This is a genomic window from Aminobacter aganoensis (assembly GCF_014206975.1).
GTDB lineage: Bacteria > Pseudomonadota > Alphaproteobacteria > Rhizobiales > Rhizobiaceae > Aminobacter > Aminobacter aganoensis.
Window position 1 is genome coordinate 508,199 of record NZ_JACHOU010000003.1, and the last position, 17,187, is coordinate 525,385.

General features: G+C 66.6%; 14 protein-coding genes. All 14 read left to right on the forward strand.

The window, feature by feature from the left end; genetic code table 11:
• Window positions 1–22: 22 nt before the first annotated feature.
• The 14 genes from GGR00_RS10140 (at window position 23) to GGR00_RS10205 (ending at window position 17,090) form a co-directional block, all read left to right on the forward strand.
• Window positions 23–1,027, forward strand: a complete 1,005-nt coding sequence (locus GGR00_RS10140; RefSeq protein WP_055980370.1) for a quinone oxidoreductase family protein — start codon at window positions 23–25, stop codon at window positions 1,025–1,027.
• A gap of 12 nt (window positions 1,028–1,039) precedes the next feature.
• Window positions 1,040–1,372 (forward strand): cupin domain-containing protein, encoded by a 333-nt coding sequence (locus tag GGR00_RS10145; protein WP_055980367.1) that lies wholly within the window; start codon window positions 1,040–1,042, stop codon window positions 1,370–1,372.
• A gap of 10 nt (window positions 1,373–1,382) precedes the next feature.
• A complete protein-coding gene (locus GGR00_RS10150) occupies window positions 1,383–1,940 on the forward strand; it encodes a gamma carbonic anhydrase family protein (RefSeq protein ID WP_055980365.1) in 558 nt (185 codons plus the stop codon).
• A gap of 52 nt (window positions 1,941–1,992) precedes the next feature.
• The gene (locus GGR00_RS10155) at window positions 1,993–3,045 is read left to right on the forward strand and encodes an alpha/beta hydrolase family protein (protein ID WP_184699366.1); all 1,053 of its coding nucleotides are present in this window, start codon (window positions 1,993–1,995) and stop codon (window positions 3,043–3,045) included.
• A gap of 215 nt (window positions 3,046–3,260) precedes the next feature.
• A complete protein-coding gene (locus GGR00_RS10160; RefSeq protein ID WP_055980359.1) occupies window positions 3,261–4,505 on the forward strand; it encodes an acyl-CoA dehydrogenase family protein in 1,245 nt (414 codons plus the stop codon).
• Window positions 4,506–4,570: 65 nt separating this feature from the next.
• Window positions 4,571–5,320, forward strand: a complete 750-nt coding sequence (locus tag GGR00_RS10165) for an electron transfer flavoprotein subunit beta/FixA family protein (protein WP_055980356.1) — start codon at window positions 4,571–4,573, stop codon at window positions 5,318–5,320.
• Complete coding sequence (locus GGR00_RS10170; RefSeq protein WP_055980353.1) at window positions 5,320–6,270, forward strand: electron transfer flavoprotein subunit alpha/FixB family protein; 951 nt, start codon at window positions 5,320–5,322, stop codon at window positions 6,268–6,270. Before GGR00_RS10165 ends, GGR00_RS10170 begins: the two co-directional genes overlap by 1 nt.
• 51 nt (window positions 6,271–6,321) lie before the next feature.
• Window positions 6,322–7,398, forward strand: a complete 1,077-nt coding sequence (locus GGR00_RS10175) for a helix-turn-helix transcriptional regulator (RefSeq protein ID WP_055980350.1) — start codon at window positions 6,322–6,324, stop codon at window positions 7,396–7,398.
• Window positions 7,395–7,871 (forward strand): (2Fe-2S)-binding protein, encoded by a 477-nt coding sequence (locus tag GGR00_RS10180; RefSeq protein WP_184699367.1) that lies wholly within the window; start codon window positions 7,395–7,397, stop codon window positions 7,869–7,871. Before GGR00_RS10175 ends, GGR00_RS10180 begins: the two co-directional genes overlap by 4 nt.
• Entirely contained in the window at window positions 7,868–9,967 is a 2,100-nt protein-coding gene (locus GGR00_RS10185) for a xanthine dehydrogenase family protein molybdopterin-binding subunit (protein ID WP_184699368.1), read from the forward strand. Before GGR00_RS10180 ends, GGR00_RS10185 begins: the two co-directional genes overlap by 4 nt.
• Before the next feature lie 51 nt (window positions 9,968–10,018).
• Window positions 10,019–11,701: an electron transfer flavoprotein-ubiquinone oxidoreductase gene (locus GGR00_RS10190; RefSeq protein WP_184699369.1), complete on the forward strand. Its 1,683-nt coding sequence runs from the start codon at window positions 10,019–10,021 to the stop codon at window positions 11,699–11,701.
• Window positions 11,702–11,759: 58 nt separating this feature from the next.
• Window positions 11,760–13,580 carry a phosphoenolpyruvate carboxykinase (GTP) gene (locus GGR00_RS10195; RefSeq protein ID WP_184699370.1) on the forward strand — a complete coding sequence of 607 codons (1,821 nt, stop codon included), beginning with the start codon at window positions 11,760–11,762 and terminating at the stop codon, window positions 13,578–13,580.
• 46 nt (window positions 13,581–13,626) lie between these two features.
• The gene (locus GGR00_RS10200; protein WP_184699371.1) at window positions 13,627–15,315 is read left to right on the forward strand and encodes an amidohydrolase; all 1,689 of its coding nucleotides are present in this window, start codon (window positions 13,627–13,629) and stop codon (window positions 15,313–15,315) included.
• A gap of 89 nt (window positions 15,316–15,404) precedes the next feature.
• Entirely contained in the window at window positions 15,405–17,090 is a 1,686-nt protein-coding gene (locus GGR00_RS10205) for an amidohydrolase (protein WP_184699372.1), read from the forward strand.
• Window positions 17,091–17,187: the final 97 nt, after the last annotated feature.

The following is a 17,187-nucleotide window of genomic DNA, read 5'->3' on the forward strand; positions in this document are numbered from 1 at the left end:
TTGAGTCAAGGAGATTGAGAAGATGAACATTCAAGCAAGCGCCAAGTCCGGCAACGCCCTCAGGGTGTCGCAGAAATCGCCCGACCTCGACAATCTCCTGATCGACGTGGCCGAAGTGGGTGCTCCGCGCCCCGGTCCCGGCCAGGTGCTGGTCGAGATCGTGGCGGCGGGCGTCAACCCGAGCGACGTCAAGGCATCGCTCGGCCACATGCCGCATGCCATCTGGCCGCGCACGCCGGGCCGCGACTTCGGCGGCATCGTCCGCGAAGGCCCCCCCCAGATGATCGGCATGGAAATCTGGGGCGGCGGCGGCGAACTCGGCATCAGCCAGGACGGCAGCCACGGCAAGTGGATGGTGCTCGACCAGAAGGCGGTGCGCGCCAAGCCGAAGAACTTCTCCATGGAGGAGGCCGGCTCGGTCGGTGTCCCGTTCATCACCGCCTATGAAGGCCTGCGCGAGGCCGGCGGCGCCCAGCCGACCGACGTGGTCCTGGTCTGTGGCGCCAATGGCAAGGTCGGCCAGGCCGCGATCCAGCTTGCCACCCTGGCCGGCGCCACGGTCTTTGCCGTCGAATACAACGACCAGCCGCTGATGGGACACACCAACGGCCCGGTCACGATGCTGAACAGCGCGGTCGACGACGTCGCGGCGATCGTCCGCGACATGACCGGCGGCCACGGCGCCGACATCGTCTTCAACACCGTCGGCAGCCCCTATTTCGAGATCGCCAACAAGGCGATGGCCAAGCAGGCGCGGCAGATCTTCATTTCGACCTTCGATCGCGCCGTGCCCTTCGACATCTTCAACTTCTTCCGCGGCCGCCACAAATACATCGGCGTCGACACGCTGGCCTTGTCTTCGATCGATGGTGCGCGGATCTTCGACAAGCTGAAGCTGAAGTTCGAGGGAGGCCTGCTCAAGCCGTTCCCGATCAACCCGGCCTGCTGCTACGGTCTGGGCGATGCCGCCAAGGCCTATGCCTCGGTGCTGCGCGGCACCCCCGAGCGCGTGTTGCTCAAGCCGTAAGGAGAAGCCGCCATGCAGGTCACCCGCTACAGCGAGGCCAAGCCCTACGAGGCGCCGGAGCACTACGACATGCGCTGTCTGCGCCTGCAGGGCAAGGAGGCGACGACGACCGACACGATCTGGATCGGTCTGTCGCATCTGCTGCCGGGCGGGCGCACGTCGCTCAAGGACGCGGCGGTGGAGAAGATCTACATCGTCGTTGCCGGCGAGGTGACGGTCGAGACCGTGGACGGCGCGGTGACGCTTGGCGTGCTCGACAGCTGCCGGCTGGCGCCCGGCGAGGCGCGCGCGCTGGTCAACCGCACCAACGCCCCGGCCTCGATCCTCCTGGCGATGCCGACGTGAAGCGCAACCAATGGGCAGGCACAGCGTGACCAAGGCGACGATCTACCGGCTGGGCGAACGCATGCCCAGCCTGCCGGCGGACGGCAATTGCTACGTTGCTCCGGGCGCTGCCGTCATCGGCGATGTGCGCCTCGCCAGCGGCACCAGCATCTGGTTCAACGCCGTGCTGCGCGGCGACAACGAGCCGATCACCATCGGCAAGGGTTCCAATGTCCAGGATGGCTGCGTCATCCACACCGACCCCGGATATCCCGTCGAGATCGGCGAGGACGTCACCATCGGCCACAACGCGATCATCCATGGCTGCAGCATCGGCAATGGCAGCCTGGTCGGCATGGGGGCGACGGTCCTCAACGGAGCCAGGATCGGCGAACGCTGCCTGGTCGGCGCCAATTCGCTCGTCCGCGAGGGCATGGTCGTGCCGGACGGCTCGCTCGTCATCGGCGTTCCTGCCAAGATCGTCAGGCAACTCGATGCGGAGGCGGCCGCGAAGCTGTCCCAGGGGGCCGTTCGATACCGTTCAAAAGCCGAAACCTATCCGCTCGAACTCGAGGCGATCGACCCGTAGCGGCCAAGCGATGACCGGCACCCGACGTGCCAACCCTGGAAGGACACTGAGAATGAGCGAGACTGAAAACCGGCTGTTGAGCGTGGTGGAACACTGGCTGCCCCGCATGGAGGTCGCCGGCATTCCATCGGCAACGGCCAAGTCGGTGATCGAAGCCGCCGGCGTCTGGGAGAACTGGCTCACGGCCTGGAGCGCCGAAGGCGACCGCCACGACGCGATGGGCGAAGAAGCGCTCGCGCTTGGACGTAGGATCACCGCCGGCGAGGCCTTTTCCCGCGCCAGCCTGTTTTATCACTTCGGTCAGTTCATGGCCTTCGACGATCTCAAGGCCAAGGACGTGGCGTTGGCTCGCAAGGTCGCGCTGTACCGCAAGGCCGCGCCCTTGCTCGAGCAGCCGGCCGAACTGGTCGAGGTGCCGTTCGAGGACGGCGTGCTGCGCGCCTATCTCAGGCGGCCACAGGGCTCGGGGCCGCATCCGCTGGCACTGATCATTCCCGGTTCCGATTCCACCAAGGAGGAGTTTCCGGCGTTCGAGCGTCATTTCCTCGGGCGTGGCATCGCAACGCTGTCGCTCGACGGCCCGGGGCAGGGCGAAGGACGCTCGCACGGCCACCTGCGCGCCGACATCACCGCCGCGATCGCGGCGACCATCGCGGCGGTCAAGGGAAAGCCTGGCTTGTCGGGTGCCGTCGGCTTGGTCGGCATGGCCTTCGGCGGCTTCATGGCGCTGCGGGCGGCAGCGGCGCTGGACGGCCTCGCAGGCGTGATCTCCATCAACGGCTTCCATGACCTTGGCGCGATGTGGCCGACGCTGCCGAAGGTCTATCAGGACAACATGACCTTCGCGCTCGGCGGGGACGACGTTCTCGAAAGCGCCCGCCGCTTCACCCTGGCCGGCGTCGAGGGGCCAACGGTCCCCGCGCTCATCCTGCATGGCGCCCGCGACAAGATTTTCCCGCCTTCGGAAGCGCAGAAAAGCGCCGACATGTGCCGAGGGGACGTCGAACTGCATGTCTTTCCCACCGGAAACCATGTCTGCAACAACATCCCCTGGCTCTACCGGCCGCTGGTCGCCGACTGGCTGTCGGAGCGGTTCAAAGCCTAGAGAGGATCAATTTTCCCACGCAGACGTCAGCCGGCATTCGCCGGCTGACTGGTTGATTGTGCAAGCGTGTTGCGAGAAACATCCACCAATAATCGGACGATAGTCCACCATTAGCGGACATCACGGCCTGACCCTGGATCACCGGCGCTGATACCAATTTCGGCATGGACGGAAGGCACTGGCAGCCGACCGAATTGTACTCGAAGGGAGCGAAAATGATTCACGCCGATGATGGGATCCTGTCCCAGGAACAGCGCCTGATGCGCGACAGCTGCCGGTCGTTTGTCGACGACGTGGTGACACCGTTCATCCGCTCGAACTGGCAGCGCGAATGGGACATGAGCCCCGGCGAGCGCCTGCCGAGCGCGATCCTCGAAGGTGCTGAGGCGATTGGCGTCCGCACCCTCGGCGTGCCGGAGGAATTCGGCGGCATCGACCTGGAGAAGGAGACGGAGGTTCGCACCTTCGCCCTGATCTCCGAGGAAATCGCCCGCGGCGATTCCGGTCTCGCCGACAAGCTGGTGCAGAACTGGAAGGTCTCGATCGTGCTGCGGCAGTTCGCGCCGAAGCATCTTCAGGAGAAGTGGTTCCCGCGCCTGCTGGAAGACCCCAAGTTCCTGCTGGCGCACTGCCTGACCGAGCCGCGCGGCGCATCCGACCGCTGGCTGCCCTACAACGTGCCCGAGGCCTCGATGCACACCAAGGCCGTGCTCGACGGCGACCATTGGGTCATCAACGGCCGCAAGCAGTTCATCTCCAACGGCTTCGATGCCAGCCTCTACGTCGTCTATGCCAACACCGATCCTTCGGTCGGCATGCTGCAGGGCACGTCGAGCTTCCTGGTGCCCCGCGGCACCCCCGGCCTCACCATCACCAAGTGCAACGAGACGATGGGCTGCCGTTTCATGAACAATGGCGAGCTGGTCTTCGAGGATTGCCGCGTGCCGGCCGACCACCTGCTCGTCAAAAGCACCGCGCTGGCCTCCGCCGGCCAGTATTTCCGGGCCGGCAAGATCATCCAGGCGGCCAAGAACCTCGGCGTCGGCGTCGCCTGTTTCGAGCGCACCGCCGACTACGTCCAGAACTATGTCCAGGGCGGCCGCATCCTGATCAAGCACCAGGCCGTGGCCCTCAGGCTCGCCGACATGGCGACCCGCATCGAGGCGGTCCGGTCGCTGGTCGAGCGTGCGGCGAAGGCGGTCGATGAAGCCCATCCCGACGCCGACATCCTCTGCAACATGGCCAAGGTCTATGCTTCGGAGGAGATCATGAAGGTCGCCACCCATGCGCTCGAACTGCACGGCGGCAACGGCGCGATGCTCGAGTTCGGCATCGAGAAGCTGTTCCGCGACGCCGCGATCTTCCTGCACATGGATGCGACGGTCGACGTCAGCCGGATGAAGATCATCAAGAACATGTTCCCCGCGACCGCCGGCAAGTACGCCGGTCCGGAAAGCTGAGGCAATCGGCCGGGGCGGCGGCGCCAGCAGGCGTGGCCGTCCCTGATCGGGCAAGGGAGGAACAGATGAAGGTAGTGGTTGCGGTGAAGCGGGTTGCCGATCCCAACGTCAAGGTGCGCGCCTTGGCGGACGGTTCGGGCGTAGACCTCGCCAACGTCAAGATGACGATGAATCCTTTCGACGAGATCGCCGTCGAGGAGGCGGTTCGGCTCAAGGAAGCCGGGCATGCGACCGAGATCGTGGTCGTTTCGGTAGGCCCGGAGAAATCGGCCGAAACGTTGCGCACGGCGCTCGCCATGGGCGCCGATCGTGGCCTGCTGGTGCGTTCGGACGCGGTCGTCGAGCCGCTTGCCGTCGCAAAGATTCTGAAGGCTGTCGCCGAGACGGAGAAGCCGGACCTGATCATCGTCGGCAAGCAGGCGATCGACGACGACGCCAACCAGACCGGCCAGATGCTGGCGGCCTTGCTCGGCTGGGGCCAGGGCACCTTTGCCTCGAAGATCGCCATTGGCGGCGCTGCGATCGAGGTCACCCGCGAGGTCGACGGCGGCCTGCAGACGGTCAACCTGCCGCTGCCGGCATTGGTCACGGCCGACCTCAGGTTGAACGAGCCGCGCTACGCCTCGCTGCCCAACATCATGAAGGCCAAGAAGAAGCCGATCGACGAGAAGACCCCCGCCGACTACGGCGTCGCCGTCGAGCCGCGCCTGACCGTCGTGCGCGTGCACGAGCCGGCAACCCGCAAGGCAGGCATCAAGGTCGGCTCCGTGGCCGAGCTCGTCGACAAGCTGCGCACCGAAGCAGGAGTTCTGTGATGACCATTCTCGTTCTGGCCGAACATCAGGACACGCAGCTCGACGAGGCCACCGCCAAGGCGGTCTCGGCCGCTGGCCGCATGGGCGGCGACGTGCATGTGTTGGTGGCCGGGTCAGGTTGTGGTGCCGCAGCCGAAGCCGCCGCTCGGCTGGAGGGCGTCGCCAAGGTCCTGCTTGCCGACGACCCAAGCCTGGCGAACCGGCTTGCCGAGCCGGTTGCGGCCCTGGTCGTCAGCCTCGCCGGCGGCTACGATGCCTTGCTTGCACCCTCGACCACCAGCGGCAAGAACATCATGCCGCGCGTGGCCGCATTGCTCGACGTGATGCAGATATCCGACGTCATTGCGGTCGAAGGCCCGGATCTCTTCCAGCGCCCGATCTATGCCGGCAACGTGATCCAGACCGTGCGCTCTACCGATGCCAGGAAGGTGCTGACCGTGCGCGTGTCGTCCTTCCCGGCTGCCGCGGTCACCGCTGCCACACGGCCGATCGAAGCCGCGGCCATTTCGGCCGATCCCGCGCGGTCGTCATTCGTGCGAAGCGAGCTGTCAGGTTCGGAGCGCCCCGAACTGACCGGCGCCCGCATCGTCGTCTCGGGTGGACGCGCGCTGGCCTCGGCCGAGAACTTCGAGACCGTCCTGGCCCCGTTGGCCGATCGGCTCGGTGCCGCGATCGGCGCGAGCCGGGCGGCGGTCGATGCCGGATACGTCTCGAACGACCTGCAAGTCGGCCAGACCGGCAAGATCATCGCGCCCGACCTCTACATCGCCTGCGGCATTTCGGGAGCGATCCAGCATCTCGCAGGCATGAAGGATTCCAAGGTCATCGTCGCCATCAACAAGGATCCGGAAGCGCCGATCTTCCAGGTCGCCGACTATGGCCTGGTCGCCGACCTGTTCGAGGCGGTGCCGGAGTTCCACGCGACGGTTGCCGAAAAGATGAGGGCGTGAGTCAATCGGGCTAGCCGCTTGCCGCGGCGATGTCGGACCGGAGGAGCCAACATGGCAAAGGGTGGGATCGAAAAGCCTGTGCGTTTTCGTCCTGAACGCGATGCGGAGGAGGAAGGGACCCTGGCGGCTCCGTTCCGCTCCTATGCGCTCGACCGGTCCGACAGTCCGCGGTTCCACATCCGGCTGGTGGAAAACACCCAGCGGCTCTACCCCGCCCACAAGCACGACTACTTCCAGATCATTTATTTCATGTCCGATGCGCCGATGACCCGGATCGGCCTGACCTCGCACAAGCCGAAGGCCGGGTCGATCTATTTCATCGCGCCGATGGTGCCGCACCAGATCAGGTTCGACCATGCCACGCGCTGCGCGGTCATCTACTTCGATCTCGACTTCCTCCGCCCCAGCATCACCCGGTCCTACCCGGTGACGGAACTCGTCCGGCTGGCGCCGGAATTGACGCCCTTTGCCTGGCAGAACCATGTCAATTTCGATCTCGGGAGTTCACAGGCGGAGCGCACGGATCGCGCGGTCGCCTCGATGATCGCCCAGCATGGTTCCGAGCGCATGTGCGAGACCGAGATCGTGCGTGCGGAACTGACACTGATGCTCGCCACCCTGTGCCAGGACTACGAGGCCGAGTTTGCCGAACTGTCGAAGAAGCTGCCGGTCGTCGGGCGCGACAGCGGCCATATGCGCCGTATCGCCGAATTCATCGGCGAGAACTACACGCGCGGCCCGAGCCTGGACGAAGCGGCGGACGCGGCGCGCCTCTCCAAGAGCCGGCTCTGCGCCCTGATCCGACAGTATACCGGCACCAGCTTCAATGCCCTGATCCGCGAGATGCGCATCGAGGACGCGCGCGAGCGCCTGGTGCTGACCGACGAAACCATCGGCCAGATCGCCTATTCCGTCGGCTACAACGATGAGAAGTATTTCCTTCGCGCCTTCAAGAATTCCGTCGGCATGACGCCGAGCGCCTACCGGCTGAAGCGGGCTAAGGAAAGCCTCGCCGCGGCATCCGAGCCCGATGCCGGTCCCCCGCGCGTGCGCACTGCGCCGCGGCCAGGCGCGAAACTCGCGGCCTCCAGGGACAGCCGCGACAAGGTTGCGGGGCGCAAGTCATGAGCAATTCCATCTCGTTTCGGCTCAACGGCTCCGAGGTGAGCCTGAAAGCCAGTGGCGACGAGCCGCTTCTCTTCGCGCTCCGCAACGCGCTCGATCTAAAGGCGACGCATTTCGGCTGTGGCCTCGAGCAGTGCGGGGCCTGCGTCGTCGCCATCGACGGCGAGGCGCGCTATTCCTGCACGCTGCCCGTGTCGGCGCTGGGCGGCGCCAACGTGACGACCCCCGAGGCGCTTGGCGACGACCCTGTCGGGGCGGCCTTGCTCGATGCGTTCGAGCAAGAGCAGGCCGGCCAGTGCGGCTACTGCATCTCCGGCATCCTGATGAGCGCCTACGCGCTGCTCAAGGCCGAGAGCCGGCCTGGCCGCGAGGCGATCGTCTCGGCACTCGACAAGCACCTGTGCCGCTGCGGCGCCCATGGCAGCATCCTGCGCGCCGTCGAGCGCGCCGCCGCCAGCCTTGGTGGAGGCGCATGATGATCGGCAACGCGCTGCCCAAGAGCCTCCAGGACAATCCCGAGCTCGGCTGCTGGGTGTCATTCGACCGGCCAGGCCTGATCGGTGTCGGCTCCGGCAAGGTCGAGCTCGGCCAGGGCATCCTCACCGCGCTGGCCCAGATCGCCGCCGACGAACTGGCGGTCGATCCAGTGCTGGTTGCGCTGCTGCCGGTAGATACCGACAGTGCGCCGGACGAAGGCATCACCGCCGGCAGCCAGTCCGTCGAGGTCTCCGGCGCGTCGATCCGGCTCGCGCTGGCGCAGGCTCGGTCGGCCCTGGTCGACGCCGCCGCGACACGCCTTGGTGCCGATGTCGCCAGCCTGTCTTGCCGGGACGGCGCGATCCTGATCGACGGCCAGCCGACCGGCCTCGACTACTGGATGCTGGCAGCCGACGTCGACTGGCGCCAGCATGTCACGGGCAACGTCCCGGCCATGCCCGTCGGTGCCTATTCCGCGGTCGGCGCCAGCCAGCCGCGCATCGACATGGCGCAGAAGCGCGGCGGCGCCGGCTTCATCCACGACCTGTCGCTTGCAGGCATGCTCCATGTCAGGGTGATCAGGCAGCCGTTCCGGCTGGCCTGCCTGGCCGATGTCGACATGGCGTGGCTGCAGCGCCGCTACCCCGGCGTCAGGGCCGTGAGGAAGAACGACTTCCTCGCCTTGGTCGCCGCCGACGAACATGCCGTACATTCGGCCCATGGGGAGGCCGAAAAGTTTGCCCGCTGGGAGGAGGTCGCCGGCCTCTGGCAACCGGCCGCGACTTCTGGCGAGAAGATCACGGTCCTGGGCGCCGCGGCGCCCCATGCCGGATCGCCAGGCATCGCCGCCCGGTATTCGCGGCAGCATGTCGCCCACGCCTCGATCGGGCCGTCCTGCGCGCTGGCGCAGTTCGACGCCGGGCGGCTGACAGTATGGAGCCATTCGCAGGGCATCTTCCCGCTGCGCGGCCAGATCGCCAAGTGCCTTGGCCTCGACCCCTCGATGGTGCGTGTCATCCACGCCCATGGCTCCGGCTCCTACGGCCACAACGGCGCCGACGACGTGGCGCTCGATGCGGCCATCGTGGCGATGGAAATGCCGGGCCAGCCGGTGCGGGTGCAATGGTCGCGCGAAGACGAACTCAGCCGCGGCCCGCTTGGCGCGGCGATGTCCGCTTCGGTCGAGGCCGAGCTCGATTCCGGCGGGCAAGTGGCCTCATGGAAACTTTCGGTGGTGAGCGCGCCGCACGCCCAGCGTCCCGGTTTCGGTGGCCATTTCAATCTCAGCTCGGCCGAAGCGCTCGACGGTGCGCGCCTGCCGCAGAAGGTCGACGACCTTCCCGATGCAGCGGGCGGGGGAGCGGCGCGCAACTCGGTCGCGATCTATGATTTTCCCGGCCAGGAGGTCGCGGTCCGGCTCGACACGGCAAGCCGCATCAGGACATCGTCGCTGCGTTCGCTCGGCGCCCACCTCAATGTCTTCGCCATCGAGTCGGCGGTGGACGAACTGGCTGATCTTGCCGGCGCCGATCCGCTCGATTTCCGGCTCCGCCATCTGAGCGACGACCGCTGCCGTGCCGTGCTCCAAGGCGTGGCGGACATGAGCGGCTGGCCCGGCAGCCATCCGGCGGGCGAGGGCCGGGCGTTCGGCATCGCCGCCGCCCGCTACAAGAACAAGGGCGCGTGGCTGGCCGCCGTCGCCGAGGTTTCGGTCGACGAGGAGATCAGGCTGGAGCGGCTGTGGCTGTGTGCCGACATCGGGCTGGTGATCAATCCGGAAGGCGCCCGCAGCCAGATCGAGGGCGGCGCGATCCAGGCGGCAAGCTGGACCCTGAAGGAAGAGGTCAGGGTCGAGGACGACCGCGTGCCGGCCTTCGACTGGAGTGCCTATCCCATCCTCAAATTCTCGGAGATCCCCGAGATCGAGACGCGCTTCATCGTCGACCCGGCGAGACCGCCGCTCGGCGCCGGCGAGGCGTCGCAAGGGCCGGTGGCCGCGGCGATCGGAAACGCCGCGTCGCGGGCGCTCGGACTCAGGATGCGCGACCTGCCGCTGACGCGCGACAGGCTGGTCGAAGCACTCATGGGCGCCTGAGCGATTGCCGCCTTCCGACCAGATTATTGCCAAGACCGCAGTGAGGGACAGATGAGCGATATCGAACGCGAGAGCATGGAATTCGACGTTGTCATCGTCGGCGCCGGGCCGGCGGGACTGGCGGCGGCGATCCGGCTCAAGCAGGTCAGTCCCGAGCTTTCGGTGGTGGTGCTGGAGAAGGGCGGCGAGGTCGGCGCGCATATCCTGTCGGGTGCTGTCGTCGATCCGATCGGCATCGACCGGCTGTTGCCGGACTGGCGCGACGATGCCGACCATCCGTTCAGGACACCGGTCACCGACGATCATTTCCTGGTGCTCGGGCCGGCCGGCTCGGTCAGGCTGCCCAACATCCTGATGCCGCCGCTGATGGGCAACCACGGCAACTACATCGTCTCGCTAGGCAATGTCTGCCGCTGGCTCGCGACCAGGGCCGAGGCGCTCGGCGTCGAGATCTATCCCGGCTTTGCCGCAGCCGGCCTGCTCTACAATGACGACGGTGCCGTCACCGGCGTCGTCACCGGCGACATGGGCGTCGAGCGCGACGGCAGCCATGGTGCTGGCTTTGCGCCCGGCATGGCGCTGATGGGCAAATACGTGCTGATCGGCGAGGGCGCCCGCGGTTCGCTCGCCAAGCAGCTGATCGCAAAGTACGACCTCGGCGCCGGCAAGGAGCCGCAGAAGTTCGGCATCGGCCTGAAGGAGCTGTGGCAGGTCGCGCCCGAAAAGCACAAGCCGGGCCTGGTCCAGCATTCCTTTGGCTGGCCGCTCGACTTCAAGACCGGCGGCGGCTCGTTCCTCTACCACCTCGAAGACAACATGGTGGCGGTCGGCTTCGTCGTCCACCTCAACTACAAGAACCCCTATCTCGCGCCCTTCGAGGAGTTCCAGCGTTTCAAGACCCACCCGGCGATCCGCGCCACCTTCGAGGGCGGCAAGCGCCTGTCTTATGGGGCGCGTGCCATCACCGAGGGCGGCTACCAGTCGGTGCCGAAGCTGTCGTTCCCCGGCGGCGTCTTGATGGGCTGCTCGGCCGGCCTGGTCAACGTGCCTCGCATCAAGGGCTCGCACAACGCCGTGCTGTCGGGCATGCTCGCCGCAGAGCACGTCGCCGACGCCATCGCCGCCGGCCGCGCCAATGACGAGCTCGTCGCTTACGAGGCGGCCTGGCGCTCGACCGACATCGGCAAGGACCTGAAGAAGGTCCGCAACGTCAAGCCTTTGTGGTCGCGCTTCGGCACCATCCTCGGCGTCGGCCTCGGCGGCCTCGACATGTGGCTCAACACGCTGTTCGGCGTGTCGCCCTTCGGCACGCTCAGGCACGGCAAGACCGACGCCCAGTCGCTCGAGCCGGCGTCGAAGCACAGCAAGATCGACTATCCCAAGCCCGACGGCGTGCTCACCTTCGACCGCCTGTCGTCGGTGTTCTTGTCCAACACCAACCACGAGGAGAACCAGCCGGTTCACCTCCAGGTCAAGGACATGGAGCTGCAGAAGCGCTCGGAATACGGCGTCTTCGCCGGCCCGTCGAGCCGCTACTGCCCGGCCGGCGTCTACGAATGGGTCGATGCCGACGGCAATTCGATCGCCGGCGATCCCGGCCATGCCGATGCCAGGTTCGTCATCAACGCGCAGAACTGCGTCCACTGCAAGACCTGCGACATCAAGGACCCCAACCAGAACATCAACTGGGTCCCGCCCCAGGGCGGCGAGGGGCCCGTCTATCCGAACATGTGACGAGCATCGCTGCGGCGCTCAACCGCTGCGGCCAGAATTCCTGCTGAAGAGACGTGAAATGACGATCGACAATATTGGCCTCTCAAACTGGATCGACGAGGTCCGCGCGCTGTGCCGGCCGGATGCCGTGCATGTCTGTGACGGCAGCACCGAGGAGTATGACCGCATCTGCGCTGCGATGGTGGCGAGCGGTGCGCTCATCCGGCTCGACCCGCAAAAGCGCCCCAACTCCTACCTGTGCCGTTCCGATCCGGGCGACGTCGCGCGCCTCGAACATCGGACCTTCGTCTGTTGCGCGAACGAGGAGGATGCCGGCCCGACCAACAACTGGGCCGACCCCGAAACCATGCGCGCCGAACTCAGGCCGCTGTTCGACGGCTGCATGCAGGGGCGGACGATGTATGTCATCCCGTTCTCGATGGGACGGGTCGGGGCCGAGCATGCGCAGATCGGCATCCAGATCACCGATTCCCCCTATGTCGTGGTCAGCATGAAGCTGATGGCCTATGTCGGCGCCGACGTGCTCCGACAGCTGGGCGATGGCGATTTCGTGCACTGCCTGCATTCGGTGGGCGCGCCGCTCCGGGTCGGCGAGGCGGACGTGCACTGGCCCTGCAACAAGGACAGGAAATACATCGTCAGCTTCCAGGACGACGGCTCGATCGTCTCGTTCGGTTCCGGCTATGGCGGCAATGCGCTCCTCGGCAAGAAGTGCCTCGCTTTGCGGACGGCCTCGTACAACGGCTTCCGCGAGGGCTGGCTGGCCGAGCACATGCTCATCCTCGGTGTCGAAAGCCCTGGCGGTGAGACGACCTATGTCGCCGGCGCCTTCCCGTCCGCCTGCGGCAAGACCAATTTCGCCATGCTGGTACCACCGGAAGGGTTCGAAGGCTGGAAGGTCAAGACCGTCGGCGACGACATCGCCTGGATCCGGCGCGGCGCTGACGGCGGGCTGTGGGCGGTCAATCCGGAAGCCGGCTTCTTCGGCGTGGCGCCCGGCACCAATGCCAGGACCAACCCCAACATCATGGAAGCGCTGCAGCAGGACGTCATCTTCACCAACTGCGCCCTGACCCCGGATGGCGATGTCTGGTGGGAAGGCCTGACGCCCGAGGCGCCGAGCCGTCTCGTCGACTGGCAGGGGCAGGAGTGGACCCCCGGCTGCGGTCGCCCGGCCGCGCATCCCAATGCCCGCTTCACCGTCTCGCAAAGCCGCTGCCCGAGCATGGACCCGGCCCGCGACGATCCGCGCGGCGTGCCGATATCCGCCTTCATCTTCGGGGGCCGGCTGTCGCACACCTATCCGCTGGTGTTCGAGGCGACCGACTGGCGCAGCGGCGTCTACTGGGCGGCCACGCTCGGCTCGGAAGCGACGGCCGCGGCCGCCGACCAGCCGCCGATCCGCCGCGATCCGTTCGCGATGCTGCCCTTCTGCGGCTACAACATGGCCGACTACTGGGGCCATTGGCTGAAGCTGGGCGAGGGGCTGGACACGGCCCCGGCGATCTTCCGCGTCAACTGGTTTCGCCGCGACGGCAATGGCGATTTCATGTGGCCGGGCTTCGGCCAGAACATGCGCGTGCTTAAGTGGATCGTCGAAAGGGTGCGCGGCACGGCCGCCGCAACCGCTTCCCCTGTCATCGGCCACGTTCCCCGCTACGAAGACATCGAGTGGCGCGGGCTTGATTTCGGTCCGTCGCGGTTCGCGGCGCTGATGGCCACCGACATGGACGAGCTTGGCGAAGAACTGCGCGACCACCGGACCTTGTCTGCGTCCTTCGGCGAGCGGCTGCCGCAGGACATCGATGCCGTGCATGCCCAACTCACCGGGGCCTTGCTCGCTGCCGACCCGGCGGTAGCGCGCAAAGCCGCATCCTGAACCGGCAAGCGCCGTCCAAGCAATGAAACCTACTGGAGAACACCTCATGACCCGGCTGCTGCGGACCACCGTGCTGACAATGACCCTGCTGTGCAGCCCGCTTGCCTTGAGCGCTGCCTTTGCCGAGTCGCCGGACCTGATCCTGCGCAACGGCGAGGTCATCACCATGGATCCGGCAAACCCCCAGGCGCAGGCGCTGGCGATTTCGGGCGAACGGATCGTCGCCGTCGGCTCCAACCAGGACATCGATGCCCTCGCCGCCAAGGACACCCGGGTTGTCGACCTCGCGGGCAAGACGGTCATCCCCGGGTTGATCGATACCCACATGCACGCCATTCGCGCGGCACAGACATTTGATGGCGAGACGCTGTGGCTGGGTGTGTCCAGCTTGCAGGACGGGCTCGACGTCATTCGCCGCGAGGCGGCACGGCGTGGCCCGGGTGCGTGGATCGCCGTTGTCGGCGGCTGGCATCCGCGCCAGTTCGTCGAGAACCGCATGCCGACGATAAAGGAGCTGAATGATGCGGCGCCGAACAACCCGGTCTATGTCCAGTACCTCTATGACGAGGCGTTCCTGAATGCCAAGGCCGTCGAGGCGCTGGGCATAACGTCGGAAACCAAGTTCCAGCCTGGCGGCTACCCCGAGCTCGACGCGCAGGGCAAGCCCACCGGTGTCCTACGCGGCAACATCCCAGCGTTTTCGGGTCTGTCCAATCGCATTCTCGCCGCCGAGCCCGCGCAGCGCCTTGAAAGTTCGCGCCGCTTCTTCAGCGAACTCAACGGTCTGGGCATCACCAGCGTGATCGACGCCGGCGGCGGCGGCATGACGCCTCCGCAATACGACACGATCTTTCAGCTTTGGCAGCAGGGCGGCATGAGCGTGCGCGTGGCCTATCGTATCAGCGCGCCGACCCCCGACAACGAGGCTGCCAGCTTCAAGGACGTGCTGGGCTACATGCCGCCGAGCTTCGGCGACACCATGCTGCGCTTCGCCGGGCTGGGCGAGGTTCTGGTATGGAAGATGCACGACGGCGAGCAGATCGGCCCGGGCTTCAAATCGTCGGACGCGGCAAGAGGCGAACTGTTGGAAGTCCTGCAACTGGCGGCAGCGCGCGGCTATCAGGTGGAGATTCATGCGTTCTCCAACGATGCCGGCGGCCAGATCCTGGACATCGTCGAGAAGGTCAACGCGCAAACGCCCATCGAGAGCCTGCGCTGGACGGTGACCCACCTGACCGACGGCACCGAGCAGACGTTCTCGCGCATGAAGGCCATGGGCATGAGCTATACGGTGCAGGACAACATGTTCCTGAGGGGACAAGACGTTGCCGGCAAGCTCGGCGACGAGGCGGCCGAGATCCTGCCGCCGATCCGCAAGGCCATGGACCTTGGCCTCGTCGTCGCCGGAGGCTCGGACGCGACGCGCGTGTCGTCCTACAATCCGATGATCGGCTTGCAGTGGCTGGTCGACGGGCGCTCGGTCGGGGGCTCGCCTCAGCGCATCGCCTCGGATCGGCTTACCCGCGAGGAAGCCCTTGCTCTGTACACGCGCAACGCCGCCTGGGTGATGCGGCGTGAGAACGAGCTGGGCACGCTTGCTACAGGCAGGATTGCCGACCTTGCCGTGCTCGACAAACCCTACATGACGATGCCCGTCGAAGACATCCACAGCATCCGGTCGGTGCTGACGCTGCTGGGCGGCAAGGTCGTCCATGACGCCGCGGCGACGCGATGACGCCTATGCATGCCGAACCCGGCGCGCCGCCTCCTGAACCGGGCAAGCGCCACGTATCCAAGCAACGAAACCGAACTGGAGACCATGCCATGAGACGGCTGCTGCGGAACACCGTGCTGACAATGACCCTGATGTGCAGTCCGCTCGCCTTGAGTGCTGCCCTGGCTCAGGCGCCCGACCTGATCCTGCGCAACGGCGAGGTGATCACGATGGACCCGGCAAACCCCCAGGCGCAGGCGCTGGCGATTTCGGGCGAACGGATCGTCGCCGTCGGCTCCAACCAGGACATCGATGCCCTCGCCGCCAAGGACACCCAGGTTGTCGACCTCGCCGGCAAGACGGTCATCCCCGGGCTGATCGATACCCATGTCCATGCGATCCGCGGCGGCCAGACCTTCCAGTTCGAGACCTACTGGTACGACGAGGGCACGCTGGAGCAGGCCCTGGCAAAGCTCTCGTCGGCGGCAGCGAAACGCGACGCCGGCCAATGGGTGGCGGTGGTCGGCTCCTGGCACCCGGACCAGTTCAGCGAAAAGCGGGCGCCGACGGTCGCCGAACTGACCAAGGCCGTGCCGGACCATCCGGCCTATGTCCAGTATCTCTATGACTATGCCCTGGTGAACGCCAAGGGCATCGCCGCCCTGCGCCTCGACGAGCCGGGCGCCGAACTGCCCCCGGGCATCGTCGTCGAGAAGGACGCCGAGGGGCGCGCCACCGGCAGGCTGTCCGGCGGCATCGGACCCTTCAACGTCCTGTTCGCGCGCATCAGCGCCAGCGGCGACGAGCAGAAGAAGGCCAGCCTCGAGACGTTCTTCACCAAGCTCAACGAGGCCGGCGTGACCGGCTTCGTCGATCCGTCCGCCGGACCGCCGGCAAGCTACGAGCCCTTGTTCGCCTTGCGCGACGCCGGCAAGCTGACGGTCCGGGCCGGCTACCGCATTCCCGCGCAGCGCCCCGGCAACGAGGCCGAATGGTTCGCAGGCATGATGGCGTTCCGCCAGCCGCATTACAGCGACGGCATGGTCAGCTTCCTCGGCCTCGGCGAGGCGCTGGTGTTCGGCATGAACGACGGCGTGCAGATGGGGCCGGGCTTCAACCCGCCACAGGCGGCGCGCGACGAACTCGTCAAGGTGGCGACCTTCGCCGCGCAGAAGCGCATACCGGTGGAAATCCACGCCTACACCGACGATGCCGCCAAGGCCATTCTCGACGCGTTCGAGACAGTGTCGAAGTCGTTCCCGCTGGATGATCTGCGCTGGTCGATCGCCCATCTCAACACCGGTTCGGCCGAGACGCTCGACCGGATGAAGAAGCTCGGCCTCGCCTACACCGTGCAGATGGGGCCGTTCTTCGAGGCGCCGGCCATCAAGGAGGCCAGCGGCGCCGAGGTTGCCGAGGCATCGCCGCCCACCCGGCTGGCGCTCGACAAGGGCCTGATGGTTGCCGGCGGCACCGACTCGACCCGCATCGGCGTGTTCGGCGTCTGGCGCGCGATCGAGTACCAGCTGACCGGCACCTCGCTCGGCGGCACCGTGCAGAGGCGCCCGGACCTGCTGCTGAACCGCGAGGAGGCCCTCAGGCTCTACACCTCGAACGCCGCCTGGATCGCCTTCGACGAGGATGAAAGGGGCGCGCTTGCTGCAGGCAAGCTTGCCGACCTCGCCGTGCTCGACAAGCCCTACATGACCGTGCCGGTCGAGCAGGTCCACACCATCCGCTCGGTGCTGACGCTGCTCGGCGGCAAGGTCGTCTACGACGCCAAGGCGCTGCGCTAGCGCCTGAAACCAGCCCGGGTGCAGCTTTGACGAGCGGCACCCGGGCTTGGTGGCTGGCGGACGAGGGCGGTTTCTGTCGGTTATCTTCGCGGGATTC